Source organism: Streptomyces sp. NBC_01003 (genome assembly GCF_045162695.1).
In the GTDB taxonomy this organism is placed as follows: Bacteria; Actinomycetota; Actinomycetes; order Streptomycetales; family Streptomycetaceae; genus Streptomyces.
This window is the reverse complement of record NZ_CP108707.1, coordinates 5545161-5558872: the sequence shown is the minus strand read 5'-3', so window position 1 is coordinate 5558872 and position 13712 is coordinate 5545161. Positions and strand designations below refer to the sequence as shown.

General features: G+C 70.9%; 19 protein-coding genes. 5 read left to right on the top strand and 14 right to left on the bottom strand.

What is annotated here, in order from left to right; translation table 11 throughout:
• The first annotated feature begins 59 nt into the window (after window positions 1-59).
• Complete coding sequence (locus OG698_RS25515) at window positions 60-248, top strand: hypothetical protein (protein WP_406105647.1); 189 nt, start codon at window positions 60-62, stop codon at window positions 246-248.
• Window positions 249-269: 21 nt separating this feature from the next.
• Here the strand turns inward: OG698_RS25515 and OG698_RS25510 are convergent, their stop codons facing one another.
• Window positions 270-1166, bottom strand: a complete 897-nt coding sequence (locus OG698_RS25510) for a GntR family transcriptional regulator (RefSeq protein WP_406105645.1) — start codon at window positions 1164-1166, stop codon at window positions 270-272.
• Between the two features lie 175 nt (window positions 1167-1341).
• Between OG698_RS25510 and OG698_RS25505 the strand changes: the two genes are divergently transcribed.
• Window positions 1342-1527: a hypothetical protein gene (locus tag OG698_RS25505; RefSeq protein ID WP_100595631.1), complete on the top strand. Its 186-nt coding sequence runs from the start codon at window positions 1342-1344 to the stop codon at window positions 1525-1527.
• 120 nt (window positions 1528-1647) lie between these two features.
• Here the strand turns inward: OG698_RS25505 and OG698_RS25500 are convergent, their stop codons facing one another.
• The 3 genes from OG698_RS25500 to OG698_RS25490 form a co-directional block, all read right to left on the bottom strand.
• A complete protein-coding gene (locus OG698_RS25500) occupies window positions 1648-2901 on the bottom strand; it encodes a GNAT family N-acetyltransferase (RefSeq protein WP_406105643.1) in 1254 nt (417 codons plus the stop codon).
• 41 nt (window positions 2902-2942) lie between these two features.
• Window positions 2943-3941 carry an asparaginase gene (locus OG698_RS25495; RefSeq protein ID WP_406105641.1) on the bottom strand — a complete coding sequence of 333 codons (999 nt, stop codon included), beginning with the start codon at window positions 3939-3941 and terminating at the stop codon, window positions 2943-2945.
• Window positions 3942-4025: 84 nt separating this feature from the next.
• On the bottom strand, window positions 4026-4646 hold the full coding sequence (locus OG698_RS25490) for an ABC transporter substrate-binding protein (protein WP_406105640.1): 621 nt from the start codon (window positions 4644-4646) through the stop codon (window positions 4026-4028).
• A 305-nt stretch (window positions 4647-4951) separates the two neighbouring features.
• On the opposite strand from OG698_RS25490, the gene dtd reads away from it, so the two are divergent.
• Window positions 4952-5377, top strand: coding sequence for a D-aminoacyl-tRNA deacylase (dtd, locus tag OG698_RS25485; protein WP_326775119.1), 426 nt, complete (start codon window positions 4952-4954; stop codon window positions 5375-5377).
• An 18-nt stretch (window positions 5378-5395) separates the two neighbouring features.
• Here dtd and OG698_RS25480 read toward each other — a convergent pair whose 3' ends face one another.
• The 6 genes from OG698_RS25480 to OG698_RS25455 form a co-directional block, all read right to left on the bottom strand.
• On the bottom strand, window positions 5396-6361 hold the full coding sequence (locus OG698_RS25480; RefSeq protein ID WP_406105638.1) for a YgfZ/GcvT domain-containing protein: 966 nt from the start codon (window positions 6359-6361) through the stop codon (window positions 5396-5398).
• A gap of 60 nt (window positions 6362-6421) precedes the next feature.
• A complete protein-coding gene (locus tag OG698_RS25475) occupies window positions 6422-6889 on the bottom strand; it encodes a Fur family transcriptional regulator (RefSeq protein ID WP_406105636.1) in 468 nt (155 codons plus the stop codon).
• An 82-nt stretch (window positions 6890-6971) separates the two neighbouring features.
• Window positions 6972-7544 carry an FABP family protein gene (locus tag OG698_RS25470; protein WP_406105635.1) on the bottom strand — a complete coding sequence of 191 codons (573 nt, stop codon included), beginning with the start codon at window positions 7542-7544 and terminating at the stop codon, window positions 6972-6974.
• A 257-nt stretch (window positions 7545-7801) separates the two neighbouring features.
• Entirely contained in the window at window positions 7802-8662 is an 861-nt protein-coding gene (locus OG698_RS25465) for a hypothetical protein (RefSeq protein ID WP_406105633.1), read from the bottom strand.
• Entirely contained in the window at window positions 8659-9519 is an 861-nt protein-coding gene (locus tag OG698_RS25460) for a hypothetical protein (RefSeq protein ID WP_406105632.1), read from the bottom strand. The genes OG698_RS25465 and OG698_RS25460 overlap by 4 nt, the downstream gene beginning before the upstream one ends.
• A complete protein-coding gene (locus tag OG698_RS25455) occupies window positions 9519-10310 on the bottom strand; it encodes a hypothetical protein (RefSeq protein ID WP_406105630.1) in 792 nt (263 codons plus the stop codon). The genes OG698_RS25460 and OG698_RS25455 overlap by 1 nt, the downstream gene beginning before the upstream one ends.
• Window positions 10311-10422: 112 nt before the next feature.
• On the opposite strand from OG698_RS25455, the gene OG698_RS25450 reads away from it, so the two are divergent.
• Both OG698_RS25450 and OG698_RS25445 read left to right on the top strand, forming a co-directional pair.
• On the top strand, window positions 10423-10785 hold the full coding sequence (locus OG698_RS25450; protein ID WP_100595624.1) for a DsrE family protein: 363 nt from the start codon (window positions 10423-10425) through the stop codon (window positions 10783-10785).
• Between the two features lie 25 nt (window positions 10786-10810).
• A complete protein-coding gene (locus OG698_RS25445) occupies window positions 10811-11077 on the top strand; it encodes a DUF3099 domain-containing protein (protein WP_399974787.1) in 267 nt (88 codons plus the stop codon).
• Between the two features lie 28 nt (window positions 11078-11105).
• Here OG698_RS25445 and OG698_RS25440 read toward each other — a convergent pair whose 3' ends face one another.
• The 4 genes from OG698_RS25440 to OG698_RS25425 all read right to left on the bottom strand — a co-directional run bounded on the left by OG698_RS25440 (window position 11106) and on the right by OG698_RS25425 (window position 13618).
• Window positions 11106-11555, bottom strand: a complete 450-nt coding sequence (locus OG698_RS25440; RefSeq protein ID WP_406105628.1) for a hypothetical protein — start codon at window positions 11553-11555, stop codon at window positions 11106-11108.
• A 41-nt stretch (window positions 11556-11596) separates the two neighbouring features.
• Window positions 11597-12067, bottom strand: coding sequence for a protease inhibitor I42 family protein (locus OG698_RS25435; protein ID WP_406105626.1), 471 nt, complete (start codon window positions 12065-12067; stop codon window positions 11597-11599).
• A 375-nt stretch (window positions 12068-12442) separates the two neighbouring features.
• The gene (locus OG698_RS25430) at window positions 12443-12730 is read right to left on the bottom strand and encodes a DUF1416 domain-containing protein (protein WP_100595620.1); all 288 of its coding nucleotides are present in this window, start codon (window positions 12728-12730) and stop codon (window positions 12443-12445) included.
• 48 nt (window positions 12731-12778) lie between these two features.
• Complete coding sequence (locus OG698_RS25425; RefSeq protein WP_406105624.1) at window positions 12779-13618, bottom strand: sulfurtransferase; 840 nt, start codon at window positions 13616-13618, stop codon at window positions 12779-12781.
• Window positions 13619-13712 lie beyond the last annotated feature (94 nt).

Genomic DNA, 13712 nt, shown 5'->3' with positions numbered 1-13712 from the left:
GACAACTTCATCGTAGTTGGTTACCAACTTGGAGCAAGATGGCCGAAGGAGGAACCACCATGCCCGTCCTCACCTTCTTCTCCGCCGTATTCGTGATCACTTTCGAGCAGCTGGTCCAGTGGCGCTACGGTCCCGTCGGGATCACCGGCCTGCTGCTCCTCACGATCGGCGTCAAGGCGAAGAGCCCCACCTGCAGCTCCGTCGGCGCCGTACTCCTGGCTCTGATGATCGCCGGACCCGCGCTCTGACACAGGCGGGCCCCCGCGCCCTCACGGCGTGAGCGTAAGGTCCGAACTGATCGTGTTCCAGAGGCTGTCGAACCACAGATGGGACTGCTCGACGAACGTCGTCTCCCGCAGTCCCTGCCCCTGCCCCTGTTCGAACGGGAAGAGCATCGACCGCGTGCCCTGCACCCCGTACGTCTCCAGGTACTCCTGGTCGATCTGCTCGTCCCGCCTCGTCAGTGTGTAGTACGCGAACAGCGCCTCGCCGCCGTTGAGCAGATAGAGCTTGATCGGTGGCGTGAACGGCAGTGCCCTGAACGTGACGTGGACGTCGATCCCGTGCGTGGAGCGCAGGGCGAGGAGGTTGTGGCGCAGGACCTGCCCCTGCGCGTTGCGCTGCGCCAGCCAGTTCCTTTGGAGCCGGGCGTCCGCCGCGCCCACCCGCGTCGGGAACGCGAGGTCGATGTCGCGGCTCGGCAGCAGGACGCGGACGTCGACCTTGGCCGGATTCGAACGGCCGGCGTGGATCTGACGGAGCGGCTCACCCATCGCGAGCGTCAGCGAGACCGCGGTCAGACAGAGGGCGTCGATCTGGACGTGCCGGGCGCCGAACGCGGCGGTGACCCGCGGGCCGAGCCCCACCATCGTGGGCTGGGGCGGCGCTCCCGGGCCGGTGAGGACGAGGCCCGTGTGCTGCGCGACGGTGGCCGGGGCCCTCTTGGACACATCGGCGAGCAGGTGTTCCGAGCGCAGGACGCGCAGGGCCTGGCGCACGGCGGCGCGCTCCACGCCGAACTCGTCGGCGAGGCGGGCCTGGGTCGGCAGACGTTCACCCGGCCGCAACCGGCCCGCCCTGATCCGGGCGCGCAGCTCGTCGGCCACCTGGCGATACGTCGCCGGCGGCTCCTGGTGGCCATGGACCGCGGCAGGTTCCGAACCCACAGACGAACCCTACAACTTCCCGCCATCTTTGGGGAGTTGAGGGAAAGGTGGTTATGAGTCGGCATTGGGCGGAGATAAGTTCAGTGGAGTTGGTTGCCAACTTGAGCCATATGGTCGGACATCCTCAAGGGTTGGCCCGGTTGGTCATCACTCCCGAACTGAAGGGGGACCAGACATGCCGTTCATCGCCATCGCCGTAGCAGCCCTCGCCATCGGGTTCGAGCAGCTGATCCAGTGGAAGTACGGGCCGATGGGCATCATCGCGTTCGTCGCGCTCTCCATCGGCCTCAAGGCCAAGAACAACCTCATCAGCGGCATCGGGGCCGTGATCCTCGTGATGCTGCTGGCCCAGAGCGGCTGACCGGGCTCCCTTCCGGAGGGGAGCCGGGAGCCCGGTCACGCCACGGCGTCACAGCGCGCCGGAGCACCACAGCACACCTCAGTAAATGCGCCTCGGAAGACGCGTCTCAGCACATGCGCCTCAGAAGATGTCCGGGCACCACGGGCGCCTGGACGTACGCAGCAGGGCGTCGGCAATGGCGGCGGCGCCCGCCCTCTCCTCCCTGACGCGGCCGAGCGCGGCGAGTCGCACCGCGGACTCGTCGCCCAGCCACAGCGTCCCCAACTCGCTCACGTCCAGCGTGAGTTCGGGTTCCTCCGAGGTCGGCGCGCACACCGCACCCCCGGGCTCCGCCTCCAGCCGGTAGCGGCCCCCGGAGAGGCCGGCCGCGTCGCCGACCTCGAGGACCAGCGATCCCGTCCCCGCGTACGTACGCGCCTCGAGCGCCCTTACGACATCCAGGATCCGCACCCACAGCCAGTCCGCGTGCGTGACGACGCGGGCCGCGCGCGGGTCGGGCAGCAGGTGCGGCAGCAGGTCGTCCGGGGGCCGGTAGCCCGTGCGGACGGTCGCGATCCAGTCGACCGAGCAGACGTAGTGCCACAGGGCACGCTCGGCGGCCGGGGTGACGGCGATCAGGTCGCGCACGGTCGCCGTGTTGTGCGGCTGCTTGGTGTCGCCCCAGTTGTCGTCGACGGTGTAGACGATCAGGCCCTCGGCCTCGCCGTTCGGCGCGCGGTAGACCGCGTAGAAGGGCTCTTTCCAGGGCTCTTCTGGGGTTTCGAGGAGTCCGGTGCTGCGGCGCCACCAGTACCCGTCGCGGTCGACGGCGCCGGGCCTGCTCGCGCGCAGCCGCTCGTGCAGCTCCGGGCCCGTCTTTCGGACCTCCTCGCCGTCGACGAGATCGATACGGCCCCCGTCGTCCGGCACCGGCCGGCGCGGGTCGAGACCGGCGCGCGGCACGTCCACCGCCCACTCGATGAGCGACGTGGCGGGCCCGAAGCCGAACCGGCCGTAGATCGGGTACTCGGCGGCGATGAGCGTCGCGACGAAGTCGCCGCGGGCCTTCGCGTCGGCCAGGTCGGCCGCCATCATCCGGCTCAGCAGGCCGCGCCGACGGTGGGTGGCGCTGACCGTGACGTTGGAGATCGCGTCGGCGGGGACGGCCGCGCCGCCCGGCACGGTGAGCTCCTGCGGGAACGAGCGGAAGGTGGCGACGCAGCGCCCGCCGTCGAAGGCGCCCAGGACCCGGGAGCCGCGCGCCTGTTCCCTGCGTTTGTCGAGGGTTTCCCGCGAGTCGGGGGTACTCCGCAGGAAGCCGGTGTTCAGCGCCCGGGACCAGTCGGCAAACTCGTCATCGGTGATCGGCCGTACGTCGATGTCGTCGCGAGTCATCCCGTCACGCTAAGCGGGGTCCGCGGGGCGAGGCCACCCGATTACCGCGCGGCCCCCGTCCCGTCTGGCAGCGGGGCCTGGAAGACCGCCCGGATCTCCCCCACGACGCCCCCGCCGCCGTGCAGCGGCGCCGCGCCGATGCGGGCCACGACCTCGCCGTCCACGCCCAGCATCCGCAGCGCGCGGGCCAGGACCGGGCCGAGGGCCCGCGTCGAGCCGTCGTCGATCTTGAAGGCGAGCGCCCGCCCGTCCGGGAGCGCCACGGCCTGGACCGCCTCGGCGCCCATCTTCGACAGGGTGCCCGGCACCTCGCGCATCAGCCACGTGTCGGGGCGGCGCGTACCGGCGACGTACTCGGGGTGCGCGCGCATCGCGTCGGCGACCCGGCGCTCCGCCGAGCCCTCGGGGGCGAGCACGAAGTGCCGGAAGGCGCGGGCGAGGCCGGTGAGGCTGATGGCCATCAGGGGCGCCCCGCAGCCGTCCGTACCGACCGCGGCGACGGGTTCGCCCGCGGCCTCCTCCACGACCTCGTGGATGAGCCTCTGGAGCGGGTGGCCGGGGTCCAGGTAGGAGTCCTTGGGCCAGCCGTTCAGGTCGCAGGCGGCCAGCATCGCCGCGTGCTTGCCGGAGCAGTTCATCGTGACCCGGTCCCGTACGGCGCCCGCCGCCAGGTACGTCTCGGTCTCGACCGGGTCGAGCGGCAGGTCGGGCGGGCACTGGAGGTCGGCCGGGGTCAGCTCGTGCTCGGACAGCATCTTCTGGACGAGATCGCGGTGGAAGATCTCACCGGAGTGGCTTGCGGCGGCGAGCGCGAGCCGCTCGCCCGACAGGTCGAGGCCCGCGCGCAGCACGCCCGCCGCCTGCATCGGCTTGTTCGACGAGCGGGGGAAGACGGGAGCGGTCACGTCTCCCAGGGCGAGCTCCACGGTCCCGTCCGCGGCGAGCACGACCAGGCTGCCTCGGTGATGGCCCTCGACGAAGCCGGAACGGACGACCTCGGCGAGGACCGGGGGTATGGCGGCGGCGGAGGAGGGGGACATCGGTGGCCTTCCGGGGCGGGTCCATGGCGGGCCATGGACAGACCCGCCCCGCAGCGGGCCACCGGGGTCACCGGTGCGGCCGCGTCACGCGAGCAGGTCGTCTACTTGTGCTTCGCCTTCACGGTACCTGCGGGCGATCTCGGCGCTGCAATCGTCGGCCGTCGACTGGAGCAGGTGACGGCGGCGCGAGACCTGCTGCTCGTAGCGCACGAGGCGGCCCATCGCCGTGTGCAGCTCATCGTCCGTTCGGGCGTCCAGGTCCGACAGCTCGACCTCGGCGAGCATCTCGGCGGCCAGGCCCCGGTACTCCTCGCTGCGGGGCGTGCCGAGGGTGACGTGGCGGGCGGAGGAGCGGTGCCCGCCGGCCTTGTCGGTGAGGATCTCGGAGAGCCGGTCCACGACCGGCGCCTCGGGGTCCCTGCGGCGGGCGACCTCGGCCCGCAGGATGTCGATACGGCCCTGGAGCAGCCGTCGTACGTAGCTCAGGTCGGCCTCGTCCTGCTGGGCGTCGCGGCGCAGTGTGCGCAGCTCGGGAAGCCGGAGCGCGGACAGGTCGTGCCCGGGTGGCTCCGGGAGGTCGGGGCCGGCGACCCGCTGCTTCGGAGGGCGCGCCGTGCTGAGGCGGTTCGTGCCGGTGATGCGACTGGCGTGCGTCAACGAAACGGGGGTCCCTGGAGGCTGCCCGATGCTCGATGTGTGGCTCATTGCGTCCCTACCGTCCCCTCGACCGGACCGACGCGGTGCACCGCGTGTGGGAGTCGGTCTTTGAACCCCGGCCGGATCAGCGCGGGGCGTCTGGTGCGCGCGATCGCAAGGCGCCGGAAAGTCCTCGTAGCGGAGCTACTAGGGCTTTTCGGCAACGCCGCGAGCGTGCGTGCCAGGCGTCCCGCGCCCGGCCGGGCTTCAAAGACCGACTCCGAGCATCGTGCCACTCCGAGTGGCCGCTCTGTGCACGAGTGCCCCTAATCCGCCCCGGATGGGCGGTTCGGGCGCACGGCATGATGGTTCGTATGCGTGCAGTGGTGCAGAGAGTGGACGGCGCGAGCGTCGTCGTGGAAGACGAAGTCGTGGGCGAGATCAAGGGCGAGGGGCTGTGCGTCCTCGTGGGGGTCACCCACGAGGACACCAAGGAGAAGGCGGCCCAACTGGCCCGCAAACTCTGGTCCGTACGGATGCTCGCCGACGAGAAGTCGTGCAGCGACATCGACGCCCCGCTCCTGGTGATCAGCCAGTTCACGCTCTACGGGGACGCCCGTAAGGGCCGCCGCCCCACCTGGAACGCGGCGGCGCCCGGACCGGTGGCCGAGCCGCTGGTCGACGAGGTCGTGGCGCAGCTGCGGGCCCTTGGGGCGACCGTGGCGACGGGCCGGTTCGGGGCGCAGATGCGGGTGTCCCTGACGAACGACGGCCCGTTCACGGTGCTTCTGGAGATGTAGCCCGACCCCTGAGGCGTGTCAGGGCTCGACGACGACTTCCTGCGCGGCCGCGGTCGTGTCCACGATGAGGTCCGCGTCCACCGGCACGTTCCGCTTCACCAGGGCGAGCGCGATCGGGCCGAGTTCGTGGTGGCGTACGGACGTCGTCACGAAGCCCAGCTTGCGGCCCTCGGGGCCGTCGGACGCGAGGCGGACGGGGGCGCCGTGCGGGGGCAGGTGCACATCGCTGCCGTCCAGGTGCAGGAAGACGAGGCGGCGCGGAGGCTTCCCGAGGTTCTGCACGCGGGCGACGGTCTCCTGGCCGCGGTAGCAGCCCTTCTGGAGGTGGACGGCGGTGCCGATCCAGCCGAGCTCGTGCGGGATGGTGCGGTGGTCGGTCTCGAAGCCGAGGCGCGGCCGGTGGTTCTCCACGCGCAGCGCCTCGTGGGCGAGGAGCCCGATCGCGGGCCCGTTCCGCTCCGCGTACGCCTCCAGGTCTGCGCGCGGCAGGAACACGTCGCGGCCGTACGCCGTCTCGCGCACCGCGACGCCGTCCGGGACCTGCGCGATCGAACCGGCCGGCAGCTGGACGAGGGCGAACTCCTCGGTGCGGTCGGCGACTTCGACCCGGTAGAAGAACTTCATCGACTCCAGGTAGGCGATCAGCGCCTCCTGGGAGCCGGGCTCGACGTGCGCCCACGTGGTGGTGCCGTCGTCGACGATGTACAGGGCGTGCTCGATGTGGCCGTGCGCGGAGAGGACGAGTGCCTCGGTGGCCTGGCCGGGCGGGAGGTCGCTGACGTGCTGCGTGAGGAGCAGGTGCAGCCACGCGAGCCGGTCGTCGCCGGTGACGGTGATGACGCCGCGGTGGGAGAGGTCGACGAGGCCGTTGCCGTCGGCGAGGGTGCGCTGCTCGCGGAACAGGTCGCCGTAGTGCGCGGCGACGCCTTCGTCCACGCCCTCGGCGGGAACGGCGCCGGGCAGGGACAGGAGGGGGCTCTTCATGTTCACAGACACTACGACGAGCACACGGACGCGCTTATTCCTGCGGGGCGGCGGATTCGTCTATTCCTGCGGGGCGGCGGATGCGTCGCCGCCCTCGATCTCCTCGCCGTCCCGCTCGGAGCAGTCGGCGCAGCGGCCGAAGATCGCGAAGTGCTTGAGATCGGTGTCGAACCCGAAGGTGTCGCGCAGCTTCGCCGTGAACTCGGCGGCGACCTTGACGTCGGCCTCGATCACGTTCGTACAGTCCCGGCAGACCAGGTGCATGTGGTGGTGCCGGTCCGCGAGGTGGTACGTCGGCGCGCCGTGCCCGAGGTGGGCATGGCTGACGAGGTCCAGCTCCTCGAGCAGCTCGAGGGTGCGGTAGACGGTCGAGATGTTGATCCCCGACGCCGTCTTGCGCACCTCGCAGAGGATGTCGTCGGGGGTCGCGTGCTCGAGGGTGTCGACGGCCTCGAGGACCAGCTGACGCTGAGGCGTCAGCCGGTAGCCGCGCTGCCGCAGGTCGCTCTTCCAGTCGGTGCTCACCACACCGCCGAGTGTAGGTCCACTTGCCGGGAACGACTTCTGGACTGCTGGACTTCGGGACTACCGGACCATTGGGCCGACCGGACTACTTGAAGAAGGCGATGCCGTCGTCGGGCAGGTCCGGCAGGTTGCGGGCCATCTCGGCCACGTCGTCCGGGGAGACGACCTTCTTCAGCTGGGCCGACATGTAGGGGCGCAGCTCGACCCCGGGGGTCTGCTTCTCGCCGACCCACATCAGGTCGCTCTTCACATAGCCGTAGAGCCGCTTGCCACCGGTGTGCGGTGCCGCGGTCGCGGTGCGCGCGACGGCGTCCGTGACCAGGTCGATCTGCGGCTTCTGGTCGGCGAGCTCGCCGTACCAGATCTCGACGACGCCGTCGTCGCGGACCATGACGACGTCGACCTTGCGGTCCTTGTCGATCCGCCAGAACCCGGACTCGGTCTCCAGGGGCTTCACCTTGTTGCCCTCGGAGTCGAGGATCCAGGTGTGCGAGTGGTACTCGAGGAAGTCCCGCCCGTCGTGGGTGAAGGAGACCTCCTGCCCGAAGTTCGCCTTCTCGGCGCCGGGGAAGTCGGTGACACCCGCGCCCGCCCAGTTGCCGAGGAGGAACACCAGGGGGACGAGGTCGGGGTGCAGGTCGGACGGGATCTCGATCATGGTCTGCGAAGCGTCTCTCTGGTGGGGGTCAGCGCTGGCCCTGGTACAGCTTCTTCACGGTCAGCCCGGCGAACGCGAGAACGCCGACGCAGACCAGGACAAGGAGAGCGGAGAAGAAGGCCTCAAGCACGGGGTGCTCCTCGGTGAGCGGTGGTCGGTACAGAGCCGGACCCCACTTTAGTCGGGTGGGGCCCGGCTCTCTCGATGAGGTCACCCAAGCGGGGTGCGGGCCGCACAGAGCCTGTGCCCCCAGGCTCTCAGCCCAGGAGCTGGCTCTGCAGGACGACCGCCTGCCGGAAGGGGACGGCGGGGGCGGTGCCCTTGCGGGACTGGACGACCAGGCCGACCGTGTCGCCCGCGACCAGATAGGCGCTGCGCACATGCTCGGCGCCGCGCGGTCGCGCCTCGTCGTAGACGTACTCCGTGACGTTCTTGACGTGCGCGTCGTCCGGGTACGACTCGTCGAGGGCCGCGTCGGCGGTCCCCGCCAGTTGCCGGACGGGGGCGAAGGTGCCGACCAGCCCGTCGGAGAACTCCTGGGCGGCCGCTCCGGTGCCGAAGTGGAGCAGGAACACGCGGGTCGTGCTCCCGTCCGGCATGATCCAGCCACGCCCGGCGATGTGCCGCAGGCCGGCGTCGGTCAGGTCCTGGCCCAGTTCCTCGCGCTCCTCCTTCATGAACTGCGCGAGAAGGGCGGACTTGGGCACCCAGCCGTCGTCGGTCTTCACGCCCGGGTCGGGCCGGGCGCCCTCGGGGGCCTTCAGTACGAGGGCGCGCGGGTCGGCGTAGTGCGCCTGCGCGGAGTTGGCCTCGGCGAAGGGGGCCGGGCTGCCCTCGGGCAGCGGGGGGCGCACCAGTTCCGGGTAGGTCCAGCGCCCGTCCGAGGCCGTGGCGAGGCCCGGCAGGCGGGTGCGCTGCTGCTCGGTGACGCCGTACGCGGCCGCCCCGGCGAGCGCGCCGAAAACGACGACCGCGGAGGTCCAGCGCAGCACGGCGCGCAGGACGCGGCGGTCCTTGGGCGCCTGCTCGGGGGCGGCGGTTGCGGGTGCGGGCTCAGCCGAAGGCACGGGCAGGGGCAGGGGCAGGGATGCGTCGGTCGGCATCGTCTCGGCGCTCACACCGCCTCCCCGGGCGACTCGACGGCGTCGAGCTGTTCACGCATCAGCTCGGCGGGTTCGCCGGAGGAGACGAGGCCGTCCTTCGTCCCGTACGCGGTGAAGCTCACCAGCACGTCCCCGCTGTATCCGGAGCAGACCATGATGTCGAGCTTCTCCTCTTTGTCCGCGGGTGGCAGGAAGCAGCCGGCGTCCTTGTGACCCTTGATCTTCGGGCCCTTGCGGAACACCGTCATCGCCTCGGCGAAGCGCGACTGGAACCGGGAGATCTCCCGGGCGTCCTGCCGGTTGCCCATCCGCGACAGCGAGATGGTGACGACGATGCCGCCGTCGGCCCGGTTACCCGACGCGTAGCTGCGCATCGCCATGCCCTTGATCTCCTGCCGGTCGAACTCCCCCTCCAGCCGGCGCCGCTCCTTGAGCGGCAGCGAACGCAGGGACTGCTTGCGCAGGGCGGCCGCCTGCCGGCCGCTGAGCTCGGTGTCGGCGCCGAACCCGGCGATGTCGGGCCCGGCCCGGTATCCCTCGGGCATCGGGAGCAGGGAGGCCTTCAGGCCCGTACGCCCCTTGTCCCGCGCCGAGTTGTCGCGGGGCGCATCCGGGAACTTGTAGCGGGCGGCCCCGGCGTCCCGGTCGGCGCCCTCGACCCGGACCACGGTGTAGCCGACACCACCGGCGACCACACCGAGCAGCAGCACGGGCACGGCGACGCGCGTGAGGAGGCGACGGCGCCGGTCTCCGGGTGGGCGGGTGCCGGGCGTGACGGCCTCGGGAGGGGTCGTCCCGTCGGCCGGCACGGCCCCGGAAGAGATTGCCCCGTCGGCCGGCACGGCCCCGGGCGTGGTGTCCGCGTCGCTCATCACAGGCGCTCCCACTGCTGTCGGGCCACCTGCATGGCGCGCTTCTTGCTGATCGGGCGGGGGCCCACCAACGAGACCTCCATGAGGATGTCGCCCCGGGACGCGTACGCCTCGGCGGTGTACAGCGGTATGTATCCGGCTTCCCGCTCGGGCTGCGCGTGGACATAGACCTGGCCTGTGCCCGAACCGGGAATGGCGCGGCCGACCGTGGACGGGTGACGACCCTCGGCCCAGCCCTGCTCATACAGGGCGGCCTCGGCGGACGCCACGGTCGCTTCGTCGCGGTACTGCCTCAGGCGGACGCTGACCATCGTTCCGTCCTCCCGCCACCCGTCCAGCGCCGCACGCCGGAAATCCGCCTCGACCAGCTGGGTGAAGACGGTGTCGGAATGCGTGTACATCTCCGCCATCTCCAGGACGCTCTGCCAGCGGTCCGGCGTGAGGGCATTCGGCAGATCCGTGGCCCCCTTGGGCCTCTTGACCAGCAGCTTGCGCAGATCGCCGTCCGTGCGGACCTTGCGGTCCCGCGCGGCGGACAGCGGCTCGGGGGCCTTGCCCTTCGACTGCGGCACGACCGGCTGGGACAGCGGCGGCAGCGGGTCCGGGGCACGCCCGGCCTGTACGACATAGCCGGCGCACGTACCCGCGACGACGCCCAGTGCCGCGGCGCAGGCGATCAGCAGGGCGGTGCGGCCGCGGCGGCGCGGCCTGCGGGCCGGGCTCTCACCGACGTCGGCGTGCTCGTCCCTGTCGCTTACTTCTATGTCTTCCGATACTTCTGTGTCTTCCAACGGTCCCCCCACAGAACTCGAATGGAATATGAAGCGCAGATTCCGTATCCGCGCGCACAAGAGACCCACAGGCCACGCACGTGGTTGTGCCGGCCTTGATTACGATTCAGCCATGGCGAACAAGCTCGTGATCAAGGTGACCGCGGGGGCCGATGCCCCCGAACGCTGCTCGCAGGCCTTCACGGTGGCGGCGGTGGCCGTGGCCAGCGGGGTGGAGGTCTCGCTCTGGCTGACCGGCGAGTCGTCGTGGTTCGCGCTGCCGGGCCGCGCCGCCGAGTTCGAGCTGCCGCACGCCGCGCCGCTGCCCGACCTGATCGAGTCGATCCTGGCGGCCGGGCGGATCACGCTGTGCACGCAGTGCGCGGCCCGCCGCGAGATCACCGAGAAGGACGTCATCGAGGGCGTCCGGATCGCCGGCGCGCAGGTCTTCGTGCAGGAGGCGATGACGGACGGGACGCAGGCGCTCGTCTATTGACGCGGAGCGGACCTACGCTTGAAGCATGTACTCGCGGCGTCGTCATCTGTACTTCGCCATGATGGGCCTCTGCATCGGCCTGTTCGTCCTGGCCTGGGCCGTCGTGCGCCTCTGGTCCGTGCCCGCCGCCGTGGCGATGTGCATCGTGGCGATGGTGATTCCGCCCGTCGCGGCGATCGTCGCCAACCGCCGCGGCCCCGACGACCGCTGGTGGGACGACCCGTCCGGGGACGCGAAGTCCGACGAGTGGTGGGACGAGCTGGACGGGAAGAAGCGGCCCGAAGACTACTAGGGCCTCTCGTTCGGATCAGGCCGCCGGATCAGGGAGCGGCGGGGAGCGGCGTCTGGGACCCCAGGCCCCTAGGGCCCTGAGACCCCTCGTCCCGGCCGGCGCGGCGCATCGCGACGATCTCCGCGACCGTCTCCAGCCACCGCGCCGCCCGCGTCTCGTCACCCGGCGCCTCTGCCGCCCGCGCCGCCGTCTCCAGCCAGTCACGCAGGCACGCGGACGCCTCACGTGACGGCAGCGGCTCGGGCAGCGCGGCCGTATACGCGGGGCCGCCGGCCCGGACGATCTCCGCCACGTACGTCACCGAGCGCGGCAGCACGCCGAGCCGATCGAGGGTGACGGCGGCGGCGATCGCGCCGTCGCCGAAGAGCGCGGTGCGGAAGGTGTCACGGGCCAGGCCGTGGCGCAGCAGCGTCGGGACGTCGGTGGCGGCGAGCACCTCGTCGTCGGTGCGCGGTGCGCGGCCGTGGACCATGGTCATTCCGGTCCGTCGTTCCGTTCGCCGTTCTGTTCCCGTGCAGGTCAGCGGACGGTGACCGTGTAGACGTAGTAGGCGACCTCGTCGTCCGACTCCGTCGGGCCCGTGGTGGTCGTGGCCGTCGGGACCGGGCTCGCGCCGACCTCCGCGGCGCTCCCGCACAGGCCGTTCGGGCAGAACAGCAGCTTCACCGTCGTCGTCCCGGCCGCGCGCGCCTTGAAGTCGAAGAACTGGGCGCCGTCGCCACTGCCGATGAGGTCTTCGTCGCCCCCGTCTTCCTCCTCGCGCCTGCCCTGGTACGTGACGACGCCCTTGTCGGGGCGCGGGCTCGCCAGGTACCAGTTCTGGCCGAGGGCGGGGCTGGCCGGGACCTCGAGCGTGAACGTGTCGCCCTTGTCGACGGAGACGCTCCGCTCGCCCGGCCCGACGGCGGCGGGCCCGGCGGAGCCGCCGCAGCCGGAAAGGGTGACGAGGGCGGCGGCCGACGCGGCCGCGGTACGCACAACGTTTCGCATTCGCACGGTGGTGAGTTCCGGTGAGTTCGGTCCTGCTGGATTTGAAGTGCTCTCCCGGCGTGGCCCAACCGGGTCAAGCAGTACATCGAGAACCAGCGGCGCCCTGCCGGCTGAGGACAACGCTGCGAACCCGTGCGTGCGGTGCGGGTCACAACAGTTCCGAGATCGCCTTCACCCCCGCCATGAGCGGCGGAGCACTGGCCAAGATCAAAGGTAGACGCGGTGGACGCCGCCCTCGTGGGCCTCGGAGTGACGGTCGTCGACCCACGGCCCCACGACAAAAGCCGGAGGACCGCACCCGATCCAGAAAGCGTCCAACCCCCTGGGGTGCGGCCCTCCGGCCGTATCTGCGCCGCCGTCACACGGCGAGCCGCGTCAGACGGCGATGGCGACCTCGGAGAGACCACCGGTCTGGGCGACGACCGTACGGTCCGCCGAGCCGCCGGGGACCAGGGCGCGCAGCGTCCACGTGCCCTCGGCCGCGTAGAAACGGAACTGTCCCGTCGCCGAGGTGGGGACCTCGGCCGTGAACTCGCCGGTCGAGTCCAGCAGGCGCACGTAACCGGTGACGGGCTCGCCGTCGCGGGTCACCTGGCCCTGGATGGTGGTCTCACCGGGCTTGATCGTCGAGGCGTCGGGGCCGCCGGCCTTCGCTCCACACATGTGCTTCTCCAAAAAGGTCGGTCAGGTCTGTCAGGGGGTCGGGCGGGGTTACTTGTTGGCGCCGAGCTCGATCGGCACGCCGACGAGCGAGCCGTACTCGGTCCACGAGCCGTCGTAGTTCTTGACGTTGGCCTGGCCGAGCAGCTCGTGCAGGACGAACCACGTCAGAGCCGAGCGCTCACCGATGCGGCAGTACGCGATGGTGTCCTTGGCCAGGTCGACCTGCTCGTCCTCGTAGAGGGCCTTGAGCTCGTCGTCCGACTTGAACGTGCCGTCGTCGTTGGCGTTCTTCGACCACGGGATGTTGCGCGCGGACGGGACGTGGCCCGGACGCTGCGACTGCTCCTGCGGGAGGTGCGCCGGGGCGAGGAGCTTGCCGGAGAACTCGTCGGGCGAACGCACGTCGACGAGGTTCAGGCTGCCGATCGCGGCGACGATGTCGTCACGGAAGGCGCGGATCGAGGTGTCCTGGGCCTTGGCCTTGTACTCCGTGGCGGGGCGCTGGACGATCTCGGCGACGAGGTCGCGCGAGTCGAGCTCCCACTTCTTGCGGCCGCCGTCGAGCAGCTTGACGCTGTCGTGGCCGTAGAGCTTGAAGTACCAGTAGGCGTAGGACGCGAACCAGTTGTTGTTGCCGCCGTAGAGGACGACCGTGTCGTCGTTGGCGATGCCGCGCGCGGACAGAAGCTTCTCGAAGCCGGCCTGGTCGATGAAGTCGCGGCGGACCGGGTCCTGGAGGTCCTGCTGCCAGTCGACCTTGATGGCGTTCTTGATGTGGTTCTTGTCGTACGCCGAAGCGTCCTCGTCGACCTCGACGATGACGACCTTCGGGTTGTCGAGGTTCGCCTCGACCCAGTCGGCGTCTACCAGGACGTCGCTGCGGCTCATGTTTTTCTCCTCCGGGGCAGTTGCGGCGGGGTGCGGGAGTGCGGGCACGGTCCCTGCATGCAGGCAGGGACGGCATTCGGCGCGCGCGAGGGGA